This is a genomic window from Comamonas sp. F1-6 (assembly GCF_039581415.1).
Taxonomy (GTDB): domain Bacteria; phylum Pseudomonadota; class Gammaproteobacteria; order Burkholderiales; family Burkholderiaceae_C; genus Comamonas; species Comamonas thiooxydans.
On the sequence record NZ_JBCPWN010000015.1, the window covers coordinates 79,930 to 94,923 of the forward strand.

Annotated in this window: 22 protein-coding genes; 9 read left to right on the forward strand and 13 right to left on the reverse strand. The window is 58.3% G+C overall.

What is annotated here, in order from left to right; genetic code table 11:
* Positions 1 to 31: 31 nt before the first annotated feature.
* From AAIL66_RS15890 to AAIL66_RS15935, 10 genes are all read right to left on the reverse strand, one after another.
* Positions 32 to 616 carry a hypothetical protein gene (locus AAIL66_RS15890; protein ID WP_059439665.1) on the reverse strand — a complete coding sequence of 195 codons (585 nt, stop codon included), beginning with the start codon at positions 614 to 616 and terminating at the stop codon, positions 32 to 34.
* Positions 616 to 1,761, reverse strand: a complete 1,146-nt coding sequence (locus AAIL66_RS15895; RefSeq protein ID WP_059439664.1) for a hypothetical protein — start codon at positions 1,759 to 1,761, stop codon at positions 616 to 618. Before AAIL66_RS15895 ends, AAIL66_RS15890 begins: the two co-directional genes overlap by 1 nt.
* Positions 1,762 to 1,813: 52 nt before the next feature.
* Positions 1,814 to 2,506, reverse strand: coding sequence for a hypothetical protein (locus AAIL66_RS15900; RefSeq protein ID WP_046462749.1), 693 nt, complete (start codon positions 2,504 to 2,506; stop codon positions 1,814 to 1,816).
* Positions 2,507 to 2,643: 137 nt separating this feature from the next.
* The gene (locus AAIL66_RS15905; protein WP_034380790.1) at positions 2,644 to 2,901 is read right to left on the reverse strand and encodes a hypothetical protein; all 258 of its coding nucleotides are present in this window, start codon (positions 2,899 to 2,901) and stop codon (positions 2,644 to 2,646) included.
* Between the two features lie 123 nt (positions 2,902 to 3,024).
* Entirely contained in the window at positions 3,025 to 4,245 is a 1,221-nt protein-coding gene (locus tag AAIL66_RS15910; protein ID WP_343497179.1) for a GGDEF domain-containing protein, read from the reverse strand.
* Between the two features lie 269 nt (positions 4,246 to 4,514).
* The gene (locus AAIL66_RS15915) at positions 4,515 to 4,913 is read right to left on the reverse strand and encodes a hypothetical protein (RefSeq protein WP_343497180.1); all 399 of its coding nucleotides are present in this window, start codon (positions 4,911 to 4,913) and stop codon (positions 4,515 to 4,517) included.
* Between the two features lie 336 nt (positions 4,914 to 5,249).
* Positions 5,250 to 6,221 carry a recombination-associated protein RdgC gene (locus AAIL66_RS15920; RefSeq protein ID WP_343497181.1) on the reverse strand — a complete coding sequence of 324 codons (972 nt, stop codon included), beginning with the start codon at positions 6,219 to 6,221 and terminating at the stop codon, positions 5,250 to 5,252.
* A gap of 97 nt (positions 6,222 to 6,318) precedes the next feature.
* Entirely contained in the window at positions 6,319 to 6,714 is a 396-nt protein-coding gene (locus tag AAIL66_RS15925; RefSeq protein WP_012837705.1) for a BLUF domain-containing protein, read from the reverse strand.
* 78 nt (positions 6,715 to 6,792) lie between these two features.
* Positions 6,793 to 6,990: a hypothetical protein gene (locus AAIL66_RS15930; protein ID WP_202788965.1), complete on the reverse strand. Its 198-nt coding sequence runs from the start codon at positions 6,988 to 6,990 to the stop codon at positions 6,793 to 6,795.
* A gap of 47 nt (positions 6,991 to 7,037) precedes the next feature.
* Entirely contained in the window at positions 7,038 to 7,175 is a 138-nt protein-coding gene (locus AAIL66_RS15935; RefSeq protein ID WP_202788964.1) for a hypothetical protein, read from the reverse strand.
* A gap of 167 nt (positions 7,176 to 7,342) precedes the next feature.
* On the opposite strand from AAIL66_RS15935, the gene AAIL66_RS15940 reads away from it, so the two are divergent.
* Positions 7,343 to 7,609, forward strand: coding sequence for a hypothetical protein (locus AAIL66_RS15940; protein WP_034372416.1), 267 nt, complete (start codon positions 7,343 to 7,345; stop codon positions 7,607 to 7,609).
* Between the two features lie 29 nt (positions 7,610 to 7,638).
* Here AAIL66_RS15940 and AAIL66_RS15945 read toward each other — a convergent pair whose 3' ends face one another.
* From AAIL66_RS15945 to AAIL66_RS15955, 3 genes are all read right to left on the reverse strand, one after another.
* Positions 7,639 to 7,884 carry a hypothetical protein gene (locus AAIL66_RS15945; protein WP_343497182.1) on the reverse strand — a complete coding sequence of 82 codons (246 nt, stop codon included), beginning with the start codon at positions 7,882 to 7,884 and terminating at the stop codon, positions 7,639 to 7,641.
* Between the two features lie 944 nt (positions 7,885 to 8,828).
* Positions 8,829 to 9,008 (reverse strand): hypothetical protein, encoded by a 180-nt coding sequence (locus tag AAIL66_RS15950; protein ID WP_057091911.1) that lies wholly within the window; start codon positions 9,006 to 9,008, stop codon positions 8,829 to 8,831.
* A gap of 646 nt (positions 9,009 to 9,654) precedes the next feature.
* Positions 9,655 to 10,413, reverse strand: coding sequence for a S24 family peptidase (locus AAIL66_RS15955; RefSeq protein ID WP_229228279.1), 759 nt, complete (start codon positions 10,411 to 10,413; stop codon positions 9,655 to 9,657).
* Positions 10,414 to 10,484: 71 nt separating this feature from the next.
* Between AAIL66_RS15955 and AAIL66_RS15960 the strand changes: the two genes are divergently transcribed.
* The 8 genes from AAIL66_RS15960 (at position 10,485) to AAIL66_RS15995 (ending at position 14,990) form a co-directional block, all read left to right on the forward strand.
* Positions 10,485 to 10,742 (forward strand): YdaS family helix-turn-helix protein, encoded by a 258-nt coding sequence (locus AAIL66_RS15960; protein ID WP_343497183.1) that lies wholly within the window; start codon positions 10,485 to 10,487, stop codon positions 10,740 to 10,742.
* The gene (locus AAIL66_RS15965; RefSeq protein WP_343497184.1) at positions 10,735 to 11,178 is read left to right on the forward strand and encodes a hypothetical protein; all 444 of its coding nucleotides are present in this window, start codon (positions 10,735 to 10,737) and stop codon (positions 11,176 to 11,178) included. Before AAIL66_RS15960 ends, AAIL66_RS15965 begins: the two co-directional genes overlap by 8 nt.
* Positions 11,175 to 11,891, forward strand: a complete 717-nt coding sequence (locus AAIL66_RS15970; RefSeq protein ID WP_343497185.1) for a phage antirepressor KilAC domain-containing protein — start codon at positions 11,175 to 11,177, stop codon at positions 11,889 to 11,891. Before AAIL66_RS15965 ends, AAIL66_RS15970 begins: the two co-directional genes overlap by 4 nt.
* A complete protein-coding gene (locus AAIL66_RS15975; RefSeq protein WP_343497186.1) occupies positions 11,888 to 12,817 on the forward strand; it encodes a helix-turn-helix domain-containing protein in 930 nt (309 codons plus the stop codon). The genes AAIL66_RS15970 and AAIL66_RS15975 overlap by 4 nt, the downstream gene beginning before the upstream one ends.
* On the forward strand, positions 12,810 to 13,589 hold the full coding sequence (locus tag AAIL66_RS15980; RefSeq protein WP_343497187.1) for a hypothetical protein: 780 nt from the start codon (positions 12,810 to 12,812) through the stop codon (positions 13,587 to 13,589). The genes AAIL66_RS15975 and AAIL66_RS15980 overlap by 8 nt, the downstream gene beginning before the upstream one ends.
* Positions 13,590 to 13,840: 251 nt before the next feature.
* Entirely contained in the window at positions 13,841 to 14,173 is a 333-nt protein-coding gene (locus tag AAIL66_RS15985; protein WP_343497188.1) for a DUF1064 domain-containing protein, read from the forward strand.
* Positions 14,173 to 14,421, forward strand: a complete 249-nt coding sequence (locus tag AAIL66_RS15990) for a hypothetical protein (protein ID WP_343497189.1) — start codon at positions 14,173 to 14,175, stop codon at positions 14,419 to 14,421. Before AAIL66_RS15985 ends, AAIL66_RS15990 begins: the two co-directional genes overlap by 1 nt.
* Positions 14,412 to 14,990, forward strand: coding sequence for a hypothetical protein (locus AAIL66_RS15995; protein ID WP_343497190.1), 579 nt, complete (start codon positions 14,412 to 14,414; stop codon positions 14,988 to 14,990). The genes AAIL66_RS15990 and AAIL66_RS15995 overlap by 10 nt, the downstream gene beginning before the upstream one ends.
* Positions 14,991 to 14,994: the final 4 nt, after the last annotated feature.

Below are 14,994 nucleotides of genomic sequence, written 5' to 3' on the forward strand. Positions count from 1 at the left end.
CTTCTCTTGGCGAGCGCGGCGGATCTCTCGTTTAGATGGACGGGCCATTTCGTTTCTCCTGGATTCCGAATTCATTGCCATCGCTGCCCCACATGGGTACGTGCCGGCAGCTGTCACAGCGGTGAAAGTCGTAGTACCCATTGCCGTCAGCGCGGTACGTCCCTTTTTTGCAGCGCGAGCACTGCAGACCGATACGTGAGCGATACAGCGCATCTTTGGCCGCGATAAGGCTTTCTTGGGCAGCAATGATTTCGCCGTCTGTCAGGTGTTGGGGGTCGTCCCCTGGTGGCAGTGGCGCCGCGGCGAGCATTCGCATGTACATACGCCGGTTGTTTGAGTCCCAGCGATCTGGTGCACACGGATGGCTTTTCTGGCTGCGAACAGTTGCCAGCTGGGCTTCTGTCGGCTCCACAGGCACCAGCTTCCAGCCCTGCACCACGGTCCGCCTGACTGGATCGGGTAGGGTGAGGGAGTAGTCCGGCGGGATAACGTCTTTGACCGTCTTGCAGGCGGGGCAGACATGGCGGTATCCCTTTCCTGGTGGGATGTAGAGGCCAGTCGGCGGGTCGTGCTCCGGATGGATGCACGTTTTGTCTGATGGCAAGTCGAAGAACATCACTCGCCCCCTTGCGCTGCTTGGTTTGCGCGCCTGTCAGCCTCCTGGCCCTGTTGCCAGTACATATTCAGGGCCAATTCGATTGCATTCATTGCTGCACCTGCCGCCACGCCGCCATGCTTCCTGTTGTCCAGTGCATAGTGAAAATCGCGCACGGCTTGGCGCACCAATCGCAGCGCATCCTGCTCACTCGCTGCTAGTGCCGCATCCCGCGCGTCTGCCTGCGCCTGGGGTGATTGACCATCCCACCACCAGCCAACAAAGCCGCCATGGTTGATGAAGCCACGTTCTGGCTGCGCACCTTCCACGGGCTTCTCCAGCGCGTAGCCGGTGATCTGGTAGCCGCGCTCCTGCAGGCTCTTGAGCTTCAATGAGGCAACGTGGCAGAAGGCGGGCACCGCCTGCGCGGGAAGTCCGGTAGCAGTAGCCAGCAGGGCGCGCAGCTTGGATTCGATTGACCTCACAGTTTCCTGCTCCTGTGCGGAAGACTTATCCGATAGCTCTTTTGGTTGCCCTGTGTAAATCAAGACTGCCGTTGATGCCCTTTGGATGGACGCCATCTCAACCAGCCGCATCAATTCGCTGACGGCTGCATCAGGCTCAGGCAACACCACTGGCACGGCTGCTGGGGTGGCGTCAAGCGCGGCGCGGGCCTGCCACACATCCCAGCCAAACTGGATGTAGTCATCGTCGCCGCCATAGAACCCGTCTTTAAAAGAGAAGTCGGACGGGACGTAGTGATGGTTGTCAATCAGCTCGCGCTCAAAGGCGGCGCGGTCATCAGGAACTGCCACGGCTGCGGGCGCTGCCTCTGGGGTACGGGGGATGTGAGGAAAGTCAGCCCACCAGTTCACAGCGCTCAAGAAGTCATGCGCGCTGATGTGATACCTGTCTTCGTCGCATGGCGTCTGGTCTTCTGCTGCAAATTGCGCAGTGATGAAATCAGAGCGGAAGAAATCACGCACATCCTGCGCATTTTTGGGCCATGCAATGGGCTGCGCTGCCAGCACAGGGGCTGGCTCCTGAATCTGGTGCAGGCACTGGCCGCGGGCTTCAATAGCCGCTTCATATCCCAGCACCCACATAGCCTTGTCATTGGTGTTCAAGCAGTCAGGTGCATCTGCGATCGTGATCTTGTCTTGCATATAGGTGGCTCCCAGAATGAGAAAAGCCCGCGGCGGCGGGCTGGGGTGTTGGTTAGGTGACTGATGCCTGTTGCTTCACGTTGTCGTAGGCCTTGATTCCCCACGCGATGGCATAGCAGTTCCATAGGAAATGGAATTTGAATTCCTTGCAGTTCCACTCCCAGCAGTCATCCATCTGAAAGCCAGGCACGTCATCACATCGAAAGTCGCGGGCAGCGTCGTAGGCTCGTACTTCGCCATCATCGGCAGTCGATAGAACTTCATCGTTCAGAGCGCTCCAAAGCGCTGCCTTGTCGTCGCTGAATTGGTCGTGCTCCGCCTGGGTGCTGTATTCAGCATCGGGTTCACTGCACTCAACCCAGCTATCAAATGCCTCTTTGACATGCTCCCGAAAGCTATCGGCACTGAACTCCATGACATCCCTTGGTGCCGGTGCGAGCAGCTTCTCGTCCCAATAGCCAGGGTTGATTGCCAGTTGATCAGCGCGGCCTGTTTTGTTGTAGTGCTCTTGATCTGTGCGAAAGAACGTGAACATGTCCTGCAAGCGTCGGAATACGAAAGTTCCCATGTCGCCATCAATGCACAGCGTGCCAGGCCAAGTGATGATGTCGAACCAGTAGGCGCGGCTGGAGGGATCTTTGAACCGCAAATGACGGTTCACACCGTCGTCGCGCATGACTTCCATCTGGTGCGCTTGCGCATCCTTGAGGAAGCGATCCTCGGTGCATGCAATTTCTCGGGGCATTCGTGTCTCCAGAAAGCAAAAAGCCCGCTCAATGGCGGGCAGGTGATGGGTGGATAGGTAGTGACTGGTCGTCCTGACCAACGTCGGCTGAAGCGATGGCAAGCAGCGAGCCGTCTATAGACTGGGGATCCTTGTAGTCAGCAAGACGATCTGGGGTATAGCAATAGCTCCATCAGGTCTGTCTTGGCCACAACGGTGACAAGTCCAGCTGCCACGAGTGCGCGTACAAAGCCGAACCCGTGCTGACGAGCGTTCTCCAGCTGTATCGCCGATTCCGGCTTCTTGTCATAGGCTGCGCGAACCCTGTCAACGATGATCTTCCAATCAGCGTGAAGATTTTCTGGCAACAGTTCGTAGCGATATGCCTGTACGGGTTGTGAAGCATTGCTCGCCATGTCTGCTCCTCGGTGACTCGGCCTATAGATTACGCTTCTTCATTCCTGGAACGCTTTCTATGGAATGAAAAAAGCGGGTGGTGGGCTGTGGTGATTACGGGTGAAACGCTCGTTGCGAGGGCGCTATGGGCTTTTGCTGTAGGGCATGTGGTAGCTTGGGTTTGCAACGGGATCGAGTTCGATGGATATATCCGGATAGTTGCCCCCGGATACGTGCACCCGATCTCGCCCAGCATTTTTGGCTTCGTAAAGAAGCCGATCGGCCTCTCGCAGGGCTTGATCTAATGGCGTGTTGCTGTCGAGCGCTGAAATCCCGAAGCTCAGGGTCAACGTGTAGCCTGATGGGAGAACTTCATTGTTCAAGCGGAGGTCGCGCTGGATGCGAAGGGCAATGGCCTCGGCATCTTTCAGTGAAATCTCCGTCAGCAAAAGCACAAACTCTTCCCCGCCGAACCGTGCGACAAGGTCGTTCTCCCGCACGCTGTCTTTAAGAGTCGTTGAAACCAGTTGCAGAACCTCATCGCCGCGCTTGTGGCCCCAGGAGTCGTTAATGCGCTTGAAGTGATCTATATCGCAGGCCAGCACGGCCATCGGATAGAGCCGTATGTCAGCGAGGCGCTGCTGGGCATATTCTTGAAAAGAGCGGCGATTCAGCAACTGGGTCAACGCATCAAGGTCTCGCTCACGTCGTAGCTTGTCTACCGTTTCCTTCGCGGCAATAGCAGTCATCACCAAGCTGAAGAGCAGCGCGAAGTTCAAGATGCTCACCAGCGTTAGGAGCCAGTAGGGCGACTTTGGCAATGACCGAAGATCCGAGTAGCCCAGCAGCCAGATCAAACCGGGCCGAGTGAAGGTATAGGTAGTGAATGCGATGCTTAGCCAGAGCAGCAATTTATCGAGCCAGTGTAAAGAGCTCATCCTTGAGCGGACCTGCAGGATAGGCAGCATTAGAACCAAGCCCGAGCCTATACTGAAGGAACAGATGCGAACCCAAGGAATCGGATTCACCCAGCTGAAGTGATACACAACGGCTAAGGTGACGATGGAGATCTGCAGTGCAATGTGCGGATGCGTTGATACACGCCACCTGTCCGCCCAGCACTTCGCAAGACACCAGGCTCCCAGCAGATAGATGCTGCCAATCAATAGCGCATAGCGCGTGAGCACCTCAAGGGGAATCAAGGTTTGAGCAGCGAGGGGCAGTGCCGTGAGCGAATAGGCGCAGGCTTGCCAAAACAGAAAGCGCTGGGATCGTTGGTTAAACCAAGCAACCATCAGGACGGCAGCAAGAACCAGTAGCGCCAGAGGTGGTGTCAGTACCAACAAGTTGTAATTCGCGGACATCTGACCAGAGCCTCCCCGATCAAAGAGCAATCATTTCAACCCTGAGCGTTAAACGGCGATCTGGAATCTCGATGCTCGTATTTTCGCTTTTGTCACAAATTATTACACCACCGCAGGCTGATAGATTGCTGTCAGCCGAACTCTTGTTACGAGCACAAAAGCAGCCAAAAGTCATCAAAAGCGGCCTCAGTTGCACGAATGAAAATCGTTCCAAATGTGTAGCCTTGTCTTCGCGGGTGGCACTGTGTGCAGATCAGATTTTTGATAACTCAGGCGACTACCTTTTTGATCTCTATCAACTGGACTTCCAGCCATCCCGCCTTGACGGCCAGCTCCTTGCATTGTTGAGCTGCCTCCTGAAGGATGTAGGGCTTGCTACGCACTGCAGTGCGCTTGGCTGTGCGCAGCCATGCGGTTTCATCAAACGGCTCCGGCGGTTTGCCTCCTGCCTTTTGCGCCATTTGGCAAAGCCGCTCGTGTGCCTGCTTTGCCTCATCCAGCAGACCAGGCGCGATACCTGAGACGCGCCAGCCCTTGTGTACGGACACAGGATCCGCCTTGGTAGTCAGGCGGCGCTGGCGTTCGAGCTCCATTCCTTGAGCTCGCATGGTGGCCATGCGGGAATCGGTGATGGGGTCGCCGTTGTGATTCACGAAAGTCAGACTCATGGAGGCCTCCAAAGAAAAAGCCCACTCTTTGGCGGGCGTATGGTTATTAGAAAAAATCAATCCCAAGCCAGTAAACAGTTAGTTACATTCAGCGCTTTGCTTTGTTCACCTGAGTACGGACCGGGTATGGCACTTGATGATCGAACGCGCAGATTGCTTGAGGAGTGGGAGGTCAAGCACGGTCTGTCAGTCATCCAAAAGAGGCTTGATATGGGCTTGTTTGAGTTCGACCGTGAAAAGCAAAAGAATTGCTATTTATGGCTTAAGGCACGACAAGTCACTCTCTGGACTTCTATTGCTGGCCGACTTGTTCTAGGAAGTGCCGCAGTGGCTGCGTTAGTCGTTGTTTTCACACCTGCGCTGAAGTGATGAGTGACCGCTGGCGCTGCCAGCCAGCGAGGCGGGCAGGTCACCCAGGCGGGTGCGGCCTTCGCCGCCCAATGCTTCGATCAGGTCGGGAATCAGGCGTGACAGCTCGCCGGTGGCAATGGCCACATCGGTATCGAAGCCGTCATCGTCCTGGCTGTTGCCGTCCATGACCGCATCCAGCAGCACGATGTTCTTGATCTGCAGGCCTTCGGTCAGCACAAAGCTCACACGGTCGTCCCAGGTCATCGCCAGCTTGGTGGGCAGCTTGCCTTGCTCGATGTGCTTGCGGACCTCATCAATATCCAGCGGGTGGCGGGCGTAGCGCACGACCGCCTTTGATTCGTCGCAGGCTTTCAGCTCCGTTTCGCGGTCGGCGGTGAAGCCGGCGGGCGGCTCCTGGGTCATCAGCCAATGCGCCATGGCGGCCTGTGGGCTGGTCTGGGTGTCCAGCAGGGCCAGAGCGAAGCCGGGCAGGCCTTCGACTAGCAGCGTCACCACCTCGTCGGCGCGGCCCTGGGCGCTGGTGTCCAGCACCAAGGTGCGGGCCTGAGGATCGATCCAGACCCACATGCTGCCCTGCTTGGTGAAGGCCATGGGCAGCAGGTCCAGCTTGGCCTCGTCCTTGAGGTCGCGCTTTTCCTTCTTGCCGGGCTTGCGGCCCTCTGTCTTTTCGATGTGCTCGGCCTTCTCGTTGACCTTGCGATTGAGCACGCTGGCCGGAAGTACTTTGGCCTCGGTCATGAAGCGCATCACCCATTGACCGGCCACGCTTTCCGCCAGCGGGCCATGGGCCTCGCCGCGCGGCGGTACCCAGCCGATGGAGCGCTCCTGCGTGGCGCCGCACTCCTCAAAGACTGTCTTTTGCAGGGCATCCTCCAGCGCCTGCAGATCGCTTTGCCAGCTTTCGGCAATGCGGTAAATGATCATGCTCTTGAACATCGGGTCTCCAGAAATAGAAAAAGCCCGCGGTTGCGGGCTTTTGAGAGATTCAGATTTTTACTGCGCTCAGGCAGTAAATGGATAGGTTGTCGTTCCGCTATGCGGCGTCCAACTGGGGCAGTAGTTTCTGCAGGCTGCTTAATGCTGCGTCCCCTTGCGCGGTCAACATGCTTGCGAGAGGCTCGGCGTCATCATCGGTGACATATGCCATTGCCCATTGAGCGAAGAGGCGCTGTGTGATGTCTTGGGCTTGATGAAGAGGGGTGAAGTTGGTGTGTCTGGTGTCCAGGGCGATTTTGTTCGCAAGCGCAATCACATATTCCTGCGGACCTTCGATGTACTGAACGAAGCGTTGACCGTCAAATATTAGAACTCCAGTGATGTCGTGTGCCTGGTTAAAGGCACGGGAAAACTTGGCGATCTCAGCCACACAACCAATATCGACATCGGCAGCAATTTCGCTGTGATAAATAAAACTCCCGAGCAATATCAATGCTACCTCCCTCTATTACTGGGTTCAGTATAGGTGCAGCCTGTTACTTGCTGGTTAGCATTAAGCCCCATAGGTGACTCACGGCATTTCTTTGAGGCACTGCACCGTTTTGTCATCTAGCCATTCGGCATGCATTCCCGGGCAAGCGAACTCGTCGCGCAGGCTTTGGGTGATGGATTGGGGTTCATCGGCTTGGGCATCAGGCGCGGACAGCCATGCTACGAGAAGCAGAGCGCCGACGATGACCAGCACGGAATCAACAATCGTCTTCAGCATGAGGATCTCCTCTTCAAAAATCTTGTTCAGCTATCCGAGCTGAATGCTCAGAGGGGCCAGGCTTCTGGCGTGAGTGCGATCACCACAGCCGCGCCGACCAGGCAGAAGAGGCCGAAGCCGGTGAGAGCCCACTGCGCCGCGAGCAGCAGCTTTGTGGTGTGGGCAGGGGATGGAGTCGAATGCATGAAATCTCCTGAGGACAAAGAAAAAGCCCGCGAGCGGTTGCTGCGGGCTTTAATAGAGAGCCGGTGACCTTTCGGGTCTGCTTGGGGAATAGTTCAGAGATGGTGGGAAGAAATGAGCCCCATGCACGGCTGGAAACTAAAATGGGTCAACAGACTGGAGGTGCTTCATGACCCAGGAAGAATCTGGCGCATTCGCTGCGTTGTCCATGATCTTAACGGCAGTCGTCAAGGTGCTTCCACCAGAGACTGCGCACCAGGTGGCGAGAGAGCTGCGCGCTGCACAGCTAGATGCCAAGCATCAGGATGGACCTGATAGGACGGACCCCGCATTCAGGCTTGGCCGCGATCATTTGGTGAATGCGTATCGCGAGCTTCTCAACAACGTGGCTGAGGGCAACGTCTACCTTGTCGGTGGTGGAAAGAAATCAACTTGACTTGCCACCTGGCGTGTCCGCTGTCGCATCTAGCGGCATGAGACATTGCGCCAGGTGAATTTGCCGTCGTTGAAGAACTCGGTCCATACCGACATGATGGGCGCCTGGCGGTACGAGAACGTAATCTGGTTAGGGATCTTTGGCCCCAGTGCCGCCAACTGACCGTTCTTGTCGAAGACTTTGACGATGTACAGCGTGACACCTCCATCCTGGTCTGTGTTCAGGACTACGCGGTAGTCTTTGGTGAAGAGATCCCAGTCAAAATGTTTCGTCACATATGTATGCATGCGTACATAGGCGCGGTTTGCGTGCTTGGCAGCAGGATTAAATTTCTTCATGAGGACACTCCCTACATCTCAGAGACTGGCCGCAGAACCTGCGAGCTGACGTATCTTTGTGAGTCCGTCTTGTTGTAACTGGCAGATGTAAGCAGGTATGTAGGCGCTTACAGATTGAGCGATTGGATACCTTTGATTCAACTTGTGATATCTGTGGAACCTCAAACGGTGCACCCTCCCTTCGCGGTTGTCATCTTTCTTTGATGAGGTTGCCAAGCTAAATGGTGCGTGACTGCGTGTCTCAAAAAGAAAAGCCCGCGAGCAGGTGCTGCGGGCTTGAATAAAGAGCCGGTGACCCTTTCGGGCCCTGCCTGGGGAAGAGGTCAGTAAGGGAGGGAGGAGGGATCCCAGGCCCGGCGTAACAGGTAGATGGGGCCGAATTCTGCATGATGCTTTTCGGGCGATCAATAGGAGTCCGTCTTACACCAAAGGGGGTAGAGCCATCTGGTGTGACCGCTGTCGCCACGACGCAAGCGTCGCGTTCCTGATTGCCGCCAGCCCATGCCCATTCCTGAACTGCCGTACCTGCTTGAGCAGTCACGCCAGATAGCCCCCGCTACTTTCCCGGGGTGGTCATGATGGGCACCTAAGACCGGTGCGATTACCCTCTTGCAGTATTCCAGCCAGGCCCTTGCAAGCCTGGTTTGTAATAACCGGGGAGCCGACCCCCGGCACCATCAAGAAAAAGAGCGGATTTGCCAACTCCACCCACGTTGCAGTTTTTCATTGCCGCGCTCTTTCTTGATGGCCCCGCTATTGCCCTGCGGGAGAGGGCGCATGTATGACAAATGTTGGCTGAATGCTCACATCTCAAGATCTCCGGATACAAAAAAGCCACCTGTCGGTGGCCGATAGAAGAGCCCGCCAGATGCGGTCGGCGCTTAGTCTATGAATCCGAGGTCGCGCAGGGCTTCAGTCTCCTGGGTGTACTCGGCATCCTCGATCAGCAGCACGCCGTCGGGCCCATACACATTGCGCTGGGGCGCGCCCATCACTTGCTCAATGCGTTCGACTTTGTAGCCGTGCCGCTCCCAGATTTCGGTTGTGTTTATGCGTGTCATAGGTTCACTTTACTCAAACGAAAGCGCTGCTAGCAAGGCTTTCGTTTGAACCCCGGATGCGCTCCGGGCGGCGGCGCATATCTCCCACTGTCACTGGCTTGCGCTTCGCTCTGGCAGCTTTATGCAGATCACTATCTGCGCCGGTTAGCACCATCCACCGCTTCGGGGCGGCAGAGTCGCGGCGCGTTCCGGAAAGTCATCGGGGCGCAGCGTGTCTCACGACGTGCATTGAATCTCTGGCTTTTTAAGGACCTGAGGTGCTGGCTCGATCACTTGGCACCCACCGCGTTGCTGCGATGGGTTTAATGTAGCGTTGCTAAATTAATTGCGCAATAGCTGTGCTAAATATTTTTTGTAGCGTTGCTGTGTCTTGATCGTGCGCAGTGGTTCAAAGACAAAAAAGCCCGCACAAGGCGAGCTGTCTCAGGTTGCGTGCTGTCTATTGAAGGAGGAGCATTTAGGTATCACGCACTTCAAGGAGAGCGGCGATGTCTACCCTCATGACACAAATGGTTGGTCTGTGGATCCTGGCCGTGTTGGTGGCCTGGGTGATCAACGAGATCAGGGACGATTGGCGGGCATAAAAAAGCCCGCATATGACGGGCTTTAGGCTGAATGATTTCAAGGCCAATCAGGAGTTTGCCTGCTACAGCCTTTTTCCGTTCCAAGCCCATACTACTCGCCCGACGACATCCACTTGATGATCGCCATTGAGCGTTTGCACAGTCTTGGCACTGGGGTTGTCGCTTGTCACTTGCAGCTTGCCGTCAAAGGTCGGGGTGACACGCTTGATGAAATTACGATCGTTTGCGCGCAGCACGTAGACGCCTTCGCGCGAACTTGGATCGCGTGCGCTGAGTCCGGTGTCGACAAGCAGTACATCTCCATCAGTAAAGGTAGGAGCCATGCTGTCCCCGTAGGCGTGAATGAAGCGCAGCTCTTGCGGGTTCTGGGGTCTGATCTGCTGATTGATCCAGTGAGGCGACAGGGCCAGGTCACCCACGATGACATCTGACTCCAACAACTCAGAGCCGGGCCCCATGCTGCCGCAGTTGGACAACACTGGAACAATGACTGCATCCGGCGCGTGATACATCGGAACAGCGCTATATGCAGACAGGTCAATTTCTTGTGCCTTTGGATGAGGCGCAGGCTGAGCAAGCTCCGAAACATCTGAGACCAGCTTTGCAAAGCGAGGAGCAATTTCTCCGATTCCGATTCCCAGCCCTTTTGCATACGCCTTGGCCGCGTCTAGGCTGATGGGGCGATGTCCGCTTTGGTGCTGTGAAAGCATGGACGCTCCGCCTGGAACTCCATTGTCCTTGGCGAACTGTGCTTTGTTCTTAACGCCGGTAAGAAGGCGACGCAGGTTCGCAGCCTCTTCCTCAGTAGTCCATTCTTTCATGTTAGCGATGCTAATAAGTATTGAATTTAGCGTGGCTTGATGTTGCTGGTTAGCTATGCTAAATTTGCTGTATGAAACATGCAGCATTTGCAAAGCGAGCCAGCACTGAGGCAGGTGGCCCGACTGCTCTGGCACGAGCCTTGGGCAAATCCCCTTCCGAGATATCTCAGTGGATCAGCGGACGACGCCCGATCCCTGCTGCTTGCGCTGCAAGCCTTGAGAAGCTCACTTCTGTGACTAGGCAGGATCTGTTTCCCGATCAGTACACCCAAATCTGGCCTGAGCTGGCGCAGCCATCCACTTCAACCAAGGAGGTGGGCAATGACTGACACCACCAAGCGCATCGCGCAACTCACTCACCTGTCCAAGGCCCAGAACACGGCGCTTGCTGCTGTTCTGGACGCGCTCAAGGGGCTGCCCCCCGAGGAAGCGCAGGAAGTTCTGGATCACGCGATCGAACATCTGGCCGGGGACGAGTTCACACCCATGTTTGCCCGTGGCATTGCCGGCCCGTTTGGAAAGCTGGACACCCCTGCCAAAACTTGGCTTGACTCCCGTACCGACGAGCTTTTCCGCCGGAAGGCCGCCGAGCGCAACCAGGACGGCTCCAGCGCTCAGCGAGACTGCATGTACGCCTGGGTGTATGGCAAGACATACACGCTGATGGTTGCTGAAAAAGCTTTGCATGACGCCAATGCTATGGACATCCGCGCACAAATGGCAGTGCCATTTGAGGGCCGCGAATTCGGAGGGCATGGCCGATGAATCTGAATCCGACACTTTCACCGGCGGCCGTGCCGCTGACCATGAGCAGCCGCGAGATTGCGGAGCTGACGGGCAAGGAGCTGGGTCATGTGAACCGCGACATTCGCGCGATGCTGGACAGCCTGCAAGATGATCCAGAACTGGAGCATGTGCGCGAAGACCAGGACGGACGGGGATACACCACGGCTTTCCACCTGGGCCGCGAGCTGACCTACACGCTGCTGGCTGGCTACAACGTGATGCTTCGCCGCCGCGTCATTGCACGCTGGCAGGAGCTGGAGGCCCAGCAGGCCCCCAGGCTTCCCCAGACCATGGCCCAGGCGCTGCGCCTTGCTGCAGAGCAGGCCGAGCAGATCGAAGCTCAGCAGGAGCAGCTGGCGCTGGCTGCGCCCAAGGTGGAGTATGTGGACCGCTATGTGGCGGCCAACGGCTCCATGGGCTTCAGGCAGGTGGCCAAGCTGCTGCAGGCCAATGAGCATGAATTTCGCACCTGGTTGCAGGACGCCAAGATCATGTACCGCCTCGCAAATGAATGGACGGCATACCAGAACCATATCGAAGCGGGCCGCTTTGTGGTGCGCGCCGGTGTGGCAACGGCCAACGACCATGCGTTCAACACCACCAAGTTCACCCCCAAGGGCGTGGAATGGATTGCGGGCCTGTGGAGCCAGCACCAGGTGCGCCTGAAGCAGAGCGGCGGGGTGACAGCATGAGCACGATCATCATGGCGGCCTGCTGGCCCCTGCAGGGCATGAGCCCAAGCCAGAAGGCTGTCCTCATTTCTCTGGCTGACCAAGCCAACGACGATGGCGTGTGCTGGCCTGCAGTCGGGACCATCGCCGCACGTACCTGCCTGTCCGAGCGCGCTGTGCGCGATGCCTTGGCCTGGCTGCAAGCGGCTGGCGCTGTGTTCCGCGAGTACCGCCACAACACCAGCACCAGCTATACCGTCTGCCCCAAGCGCTTTGACCCGGCCAAGGCTCCGGCGGAGAGCAAGCGCACCACCAAGCGCAAAACCGATGTGGCGGCAAATGCCGCCCCCCCTGCGGCTGCCGCCCCGGGTGCAGATGCCGCCCCACCGGCAAATGCCGCAGTACCCCCGGCAAATGCCGCCCCAGCCCCGGCAGATGCCGCCGGTCTAGAGGGGCAAATGCCGCCCCCAAATCATCAGTTGAACCGTCACTTAACCGCCAATGAATCATCCCCGCCTGCTTTGCAGTCGGGCCGTGGTGGGGCAGGGCAAGCTGAAAACACCGAGGAAACCGCACTGCAGGCTGCTTGCCGGGAGACATGGGCGGCCTACAGCTTCGCGTTTGAGCAGCGATACGGGGTCAAGCCCGTTCGCAACGCCCCGGTGAATGCCAACGTCAAAGCGCTGGTCAAGCGCCTGGGCCACGAGGAGGCACCGCTGGTGGCCGCGTGGTACGTGGCGAACGTCAACGAGGCCTTTGTGGTGAAGAACTCCCACGGCATGGGCGTGCTGGTCAACCAGGCCGAGGGATACCGCACCCAGTGGGCATGCGGTCAGGCCGTGACGGCAACGGCAGCGCAGGCTGCTGACAAGAGCAGCGCCAACTTTGATGCCATCGAGGAAGCCAAGCGCCTGACGCGCCAGCGCAAGGAGGGCGGCAATGCTTGACGAGCAAGATACCGACTGGCTGCTGGAGGAATTGGGCGCCACCATGGAGCTGTCCGGACAGCAGATTCGCCCTGCCGCGCTGGCGCTGCTGGCCTCTGACCTCTCCCACATCGACAAGTCACTGCTGCGCATGGCACTCGCCCGCATCCGTGCCGAGCACAAAGGCCAGATCCTCACCGGCACCGTGCTGCAGTACGTGGACCATGCCATGGGCCGGCTGCTGCCGGCGGAAGCCTATGCGCTGGCGCTGTCCAGCTCGGACGACCGCGCCACCATCGTGTGGACGAACGAGATTGCCGATGCCTGGGCCGTGGCTGCGCCGCTGCTGCGTGCTGGCGACAAGTTCGGTGCCCGACAGGCTTTCGTTGAGGCATACGGCCGCATTACTGGCGAAGCCCGCGCGCTGCGCCAGCATCCTGTGGTGCAAGTGAGCCTTGGTCATGACCCCGAGGGGCGCACCCGCGCCTTGCAGGAGGCCATGACTGCAGGGCGCCTGCCGGGCGGTCTGGAAGCCTTGACCGAGGATGTTCGCCACCAACTGCAGCTACCTGCACCACGCGCTGCGCTGGCGCTGCCTGCGCCGGAGATTGCTCCATCAGGAGCAGAACGCACCGCGCTGCAGCAGTTGGCCAAGCTGCGCGACCACTTCGCCCGCAAGGCTGGGCGCTTCACCCATGCCCAGGTTCTGGCCCGGGCAGACCGCATGCGCCTGAATCAAGAGAAGCGCAAGACCGCCGCCGCTGTGCTGGCCTACCAGCAGGAGGGCAGGTGATGAATGCCAAACGATTTACCACCGCACTACCTAGCCGCCAGAGACCATCTGGTGCGGCTGGCAATGACGCCGGGGTGGTGGCACTACTCAAGGCAAAGGGCCTTGGAGTTGGAAGAGGAATCCGTGACACATGGTCACGGCCTGTGGCCAGGAATGCGGGAGGCGGTGCGAGCCGAGCTCAAGCGCCTGGGGTTCAAGCCAAGACCGGACGACCTCAAGCCCCAGTAGCTGCGAGGGACCCAAAGGCGGCCATGTATGCCAAGGGCCGGATGAAGGCTGGCGAGATGAATGGCACGGAGCAGGCCTATCACGAGCACCTGACCCAGCGCCAGCACGCCGGGGAAATCGCATGGTTCAAGTTTGAGGCGATGACGTTCAAGCTGGCCGACGACACACGCTACACGCCCGACTTCATGGTGATGCTTGCCGATGGCCAATTGCAGGCTCATGAGGTCAAGGGTTACTGGACTGATGACGCGAAGGTCAAGACAAAGGTAGCTGCATCGCTTTTTCCGGTTGAGTTCATTGCTATCAAAAAGAAGGCAAAGAAGGACGGCGGCGGCTGGGAAAAGGAGGTGTTCTGATGGTGGATATCGCCTTTTTTGGCAAGCAAGTGCCCCTGGCTGGCCAGCGCAAGCCGCCCTCTACATCGCGCATCACGCGGCTGGTGTGGCCGACTTACGACCGAGAGGTGGACGGGCGCTACCTCGTCAAGCGCTGGATGGAAAACCGCTGCTGCAACGTGGTGCAGGTGGGATGCACCACCGTTTGCGTGGTGGACAACTACGGCAACCTAGTGGCTGTAGAGGACAAGGGGCGCGCATGGTACTGATGCGCCGCGCCCCTCTCAAACCCGGCAAGGGCTTCAAGTCTCGCGGTGGCTGGGCTGGCGCTGGGCTCCGTGATGAGCAGGACGAAGGCCACCACTGCGAGCCCGGCCAGGCCGGAAGCCGTGAACAGCGCCTTGCCGAGCGCGCCGCCCGCCAGATCGAGAGCGCGCGTGCAACGGCCAGCATGCTCCCCGGGAACGTCACCATGGCGCCCGGCGCTGGTACGACAGGCATCGTGGTGCCGAAGGAGCGTGCGATCGAGAGCGAGCCCTACCGCCGTCTGGTGGCGGAGCTGCCTTGCATCTGGTGCGGCATCAGCGGCTACAGCCAGCATGCCCACCTCAATTACGGCAAGGGACTGAGCTGGAAGACAGACGACCGCACGGGCTTCCCGCTCTGCTGCAGCCGCCCTGGCATTGAAGGTTGCCATGTGGCCTATGACAACTATCGGCTGCTCGAGTTCGGGGGGCGAGAGGCCCACCGCGAGTACGGCATAGAAGCCGGCCGCTTTACCCGCGAACAGATCCTGAAGGCCGGACTCTGGCCCAAGAAGCTGTCCCTGTGGGCCTGATAAG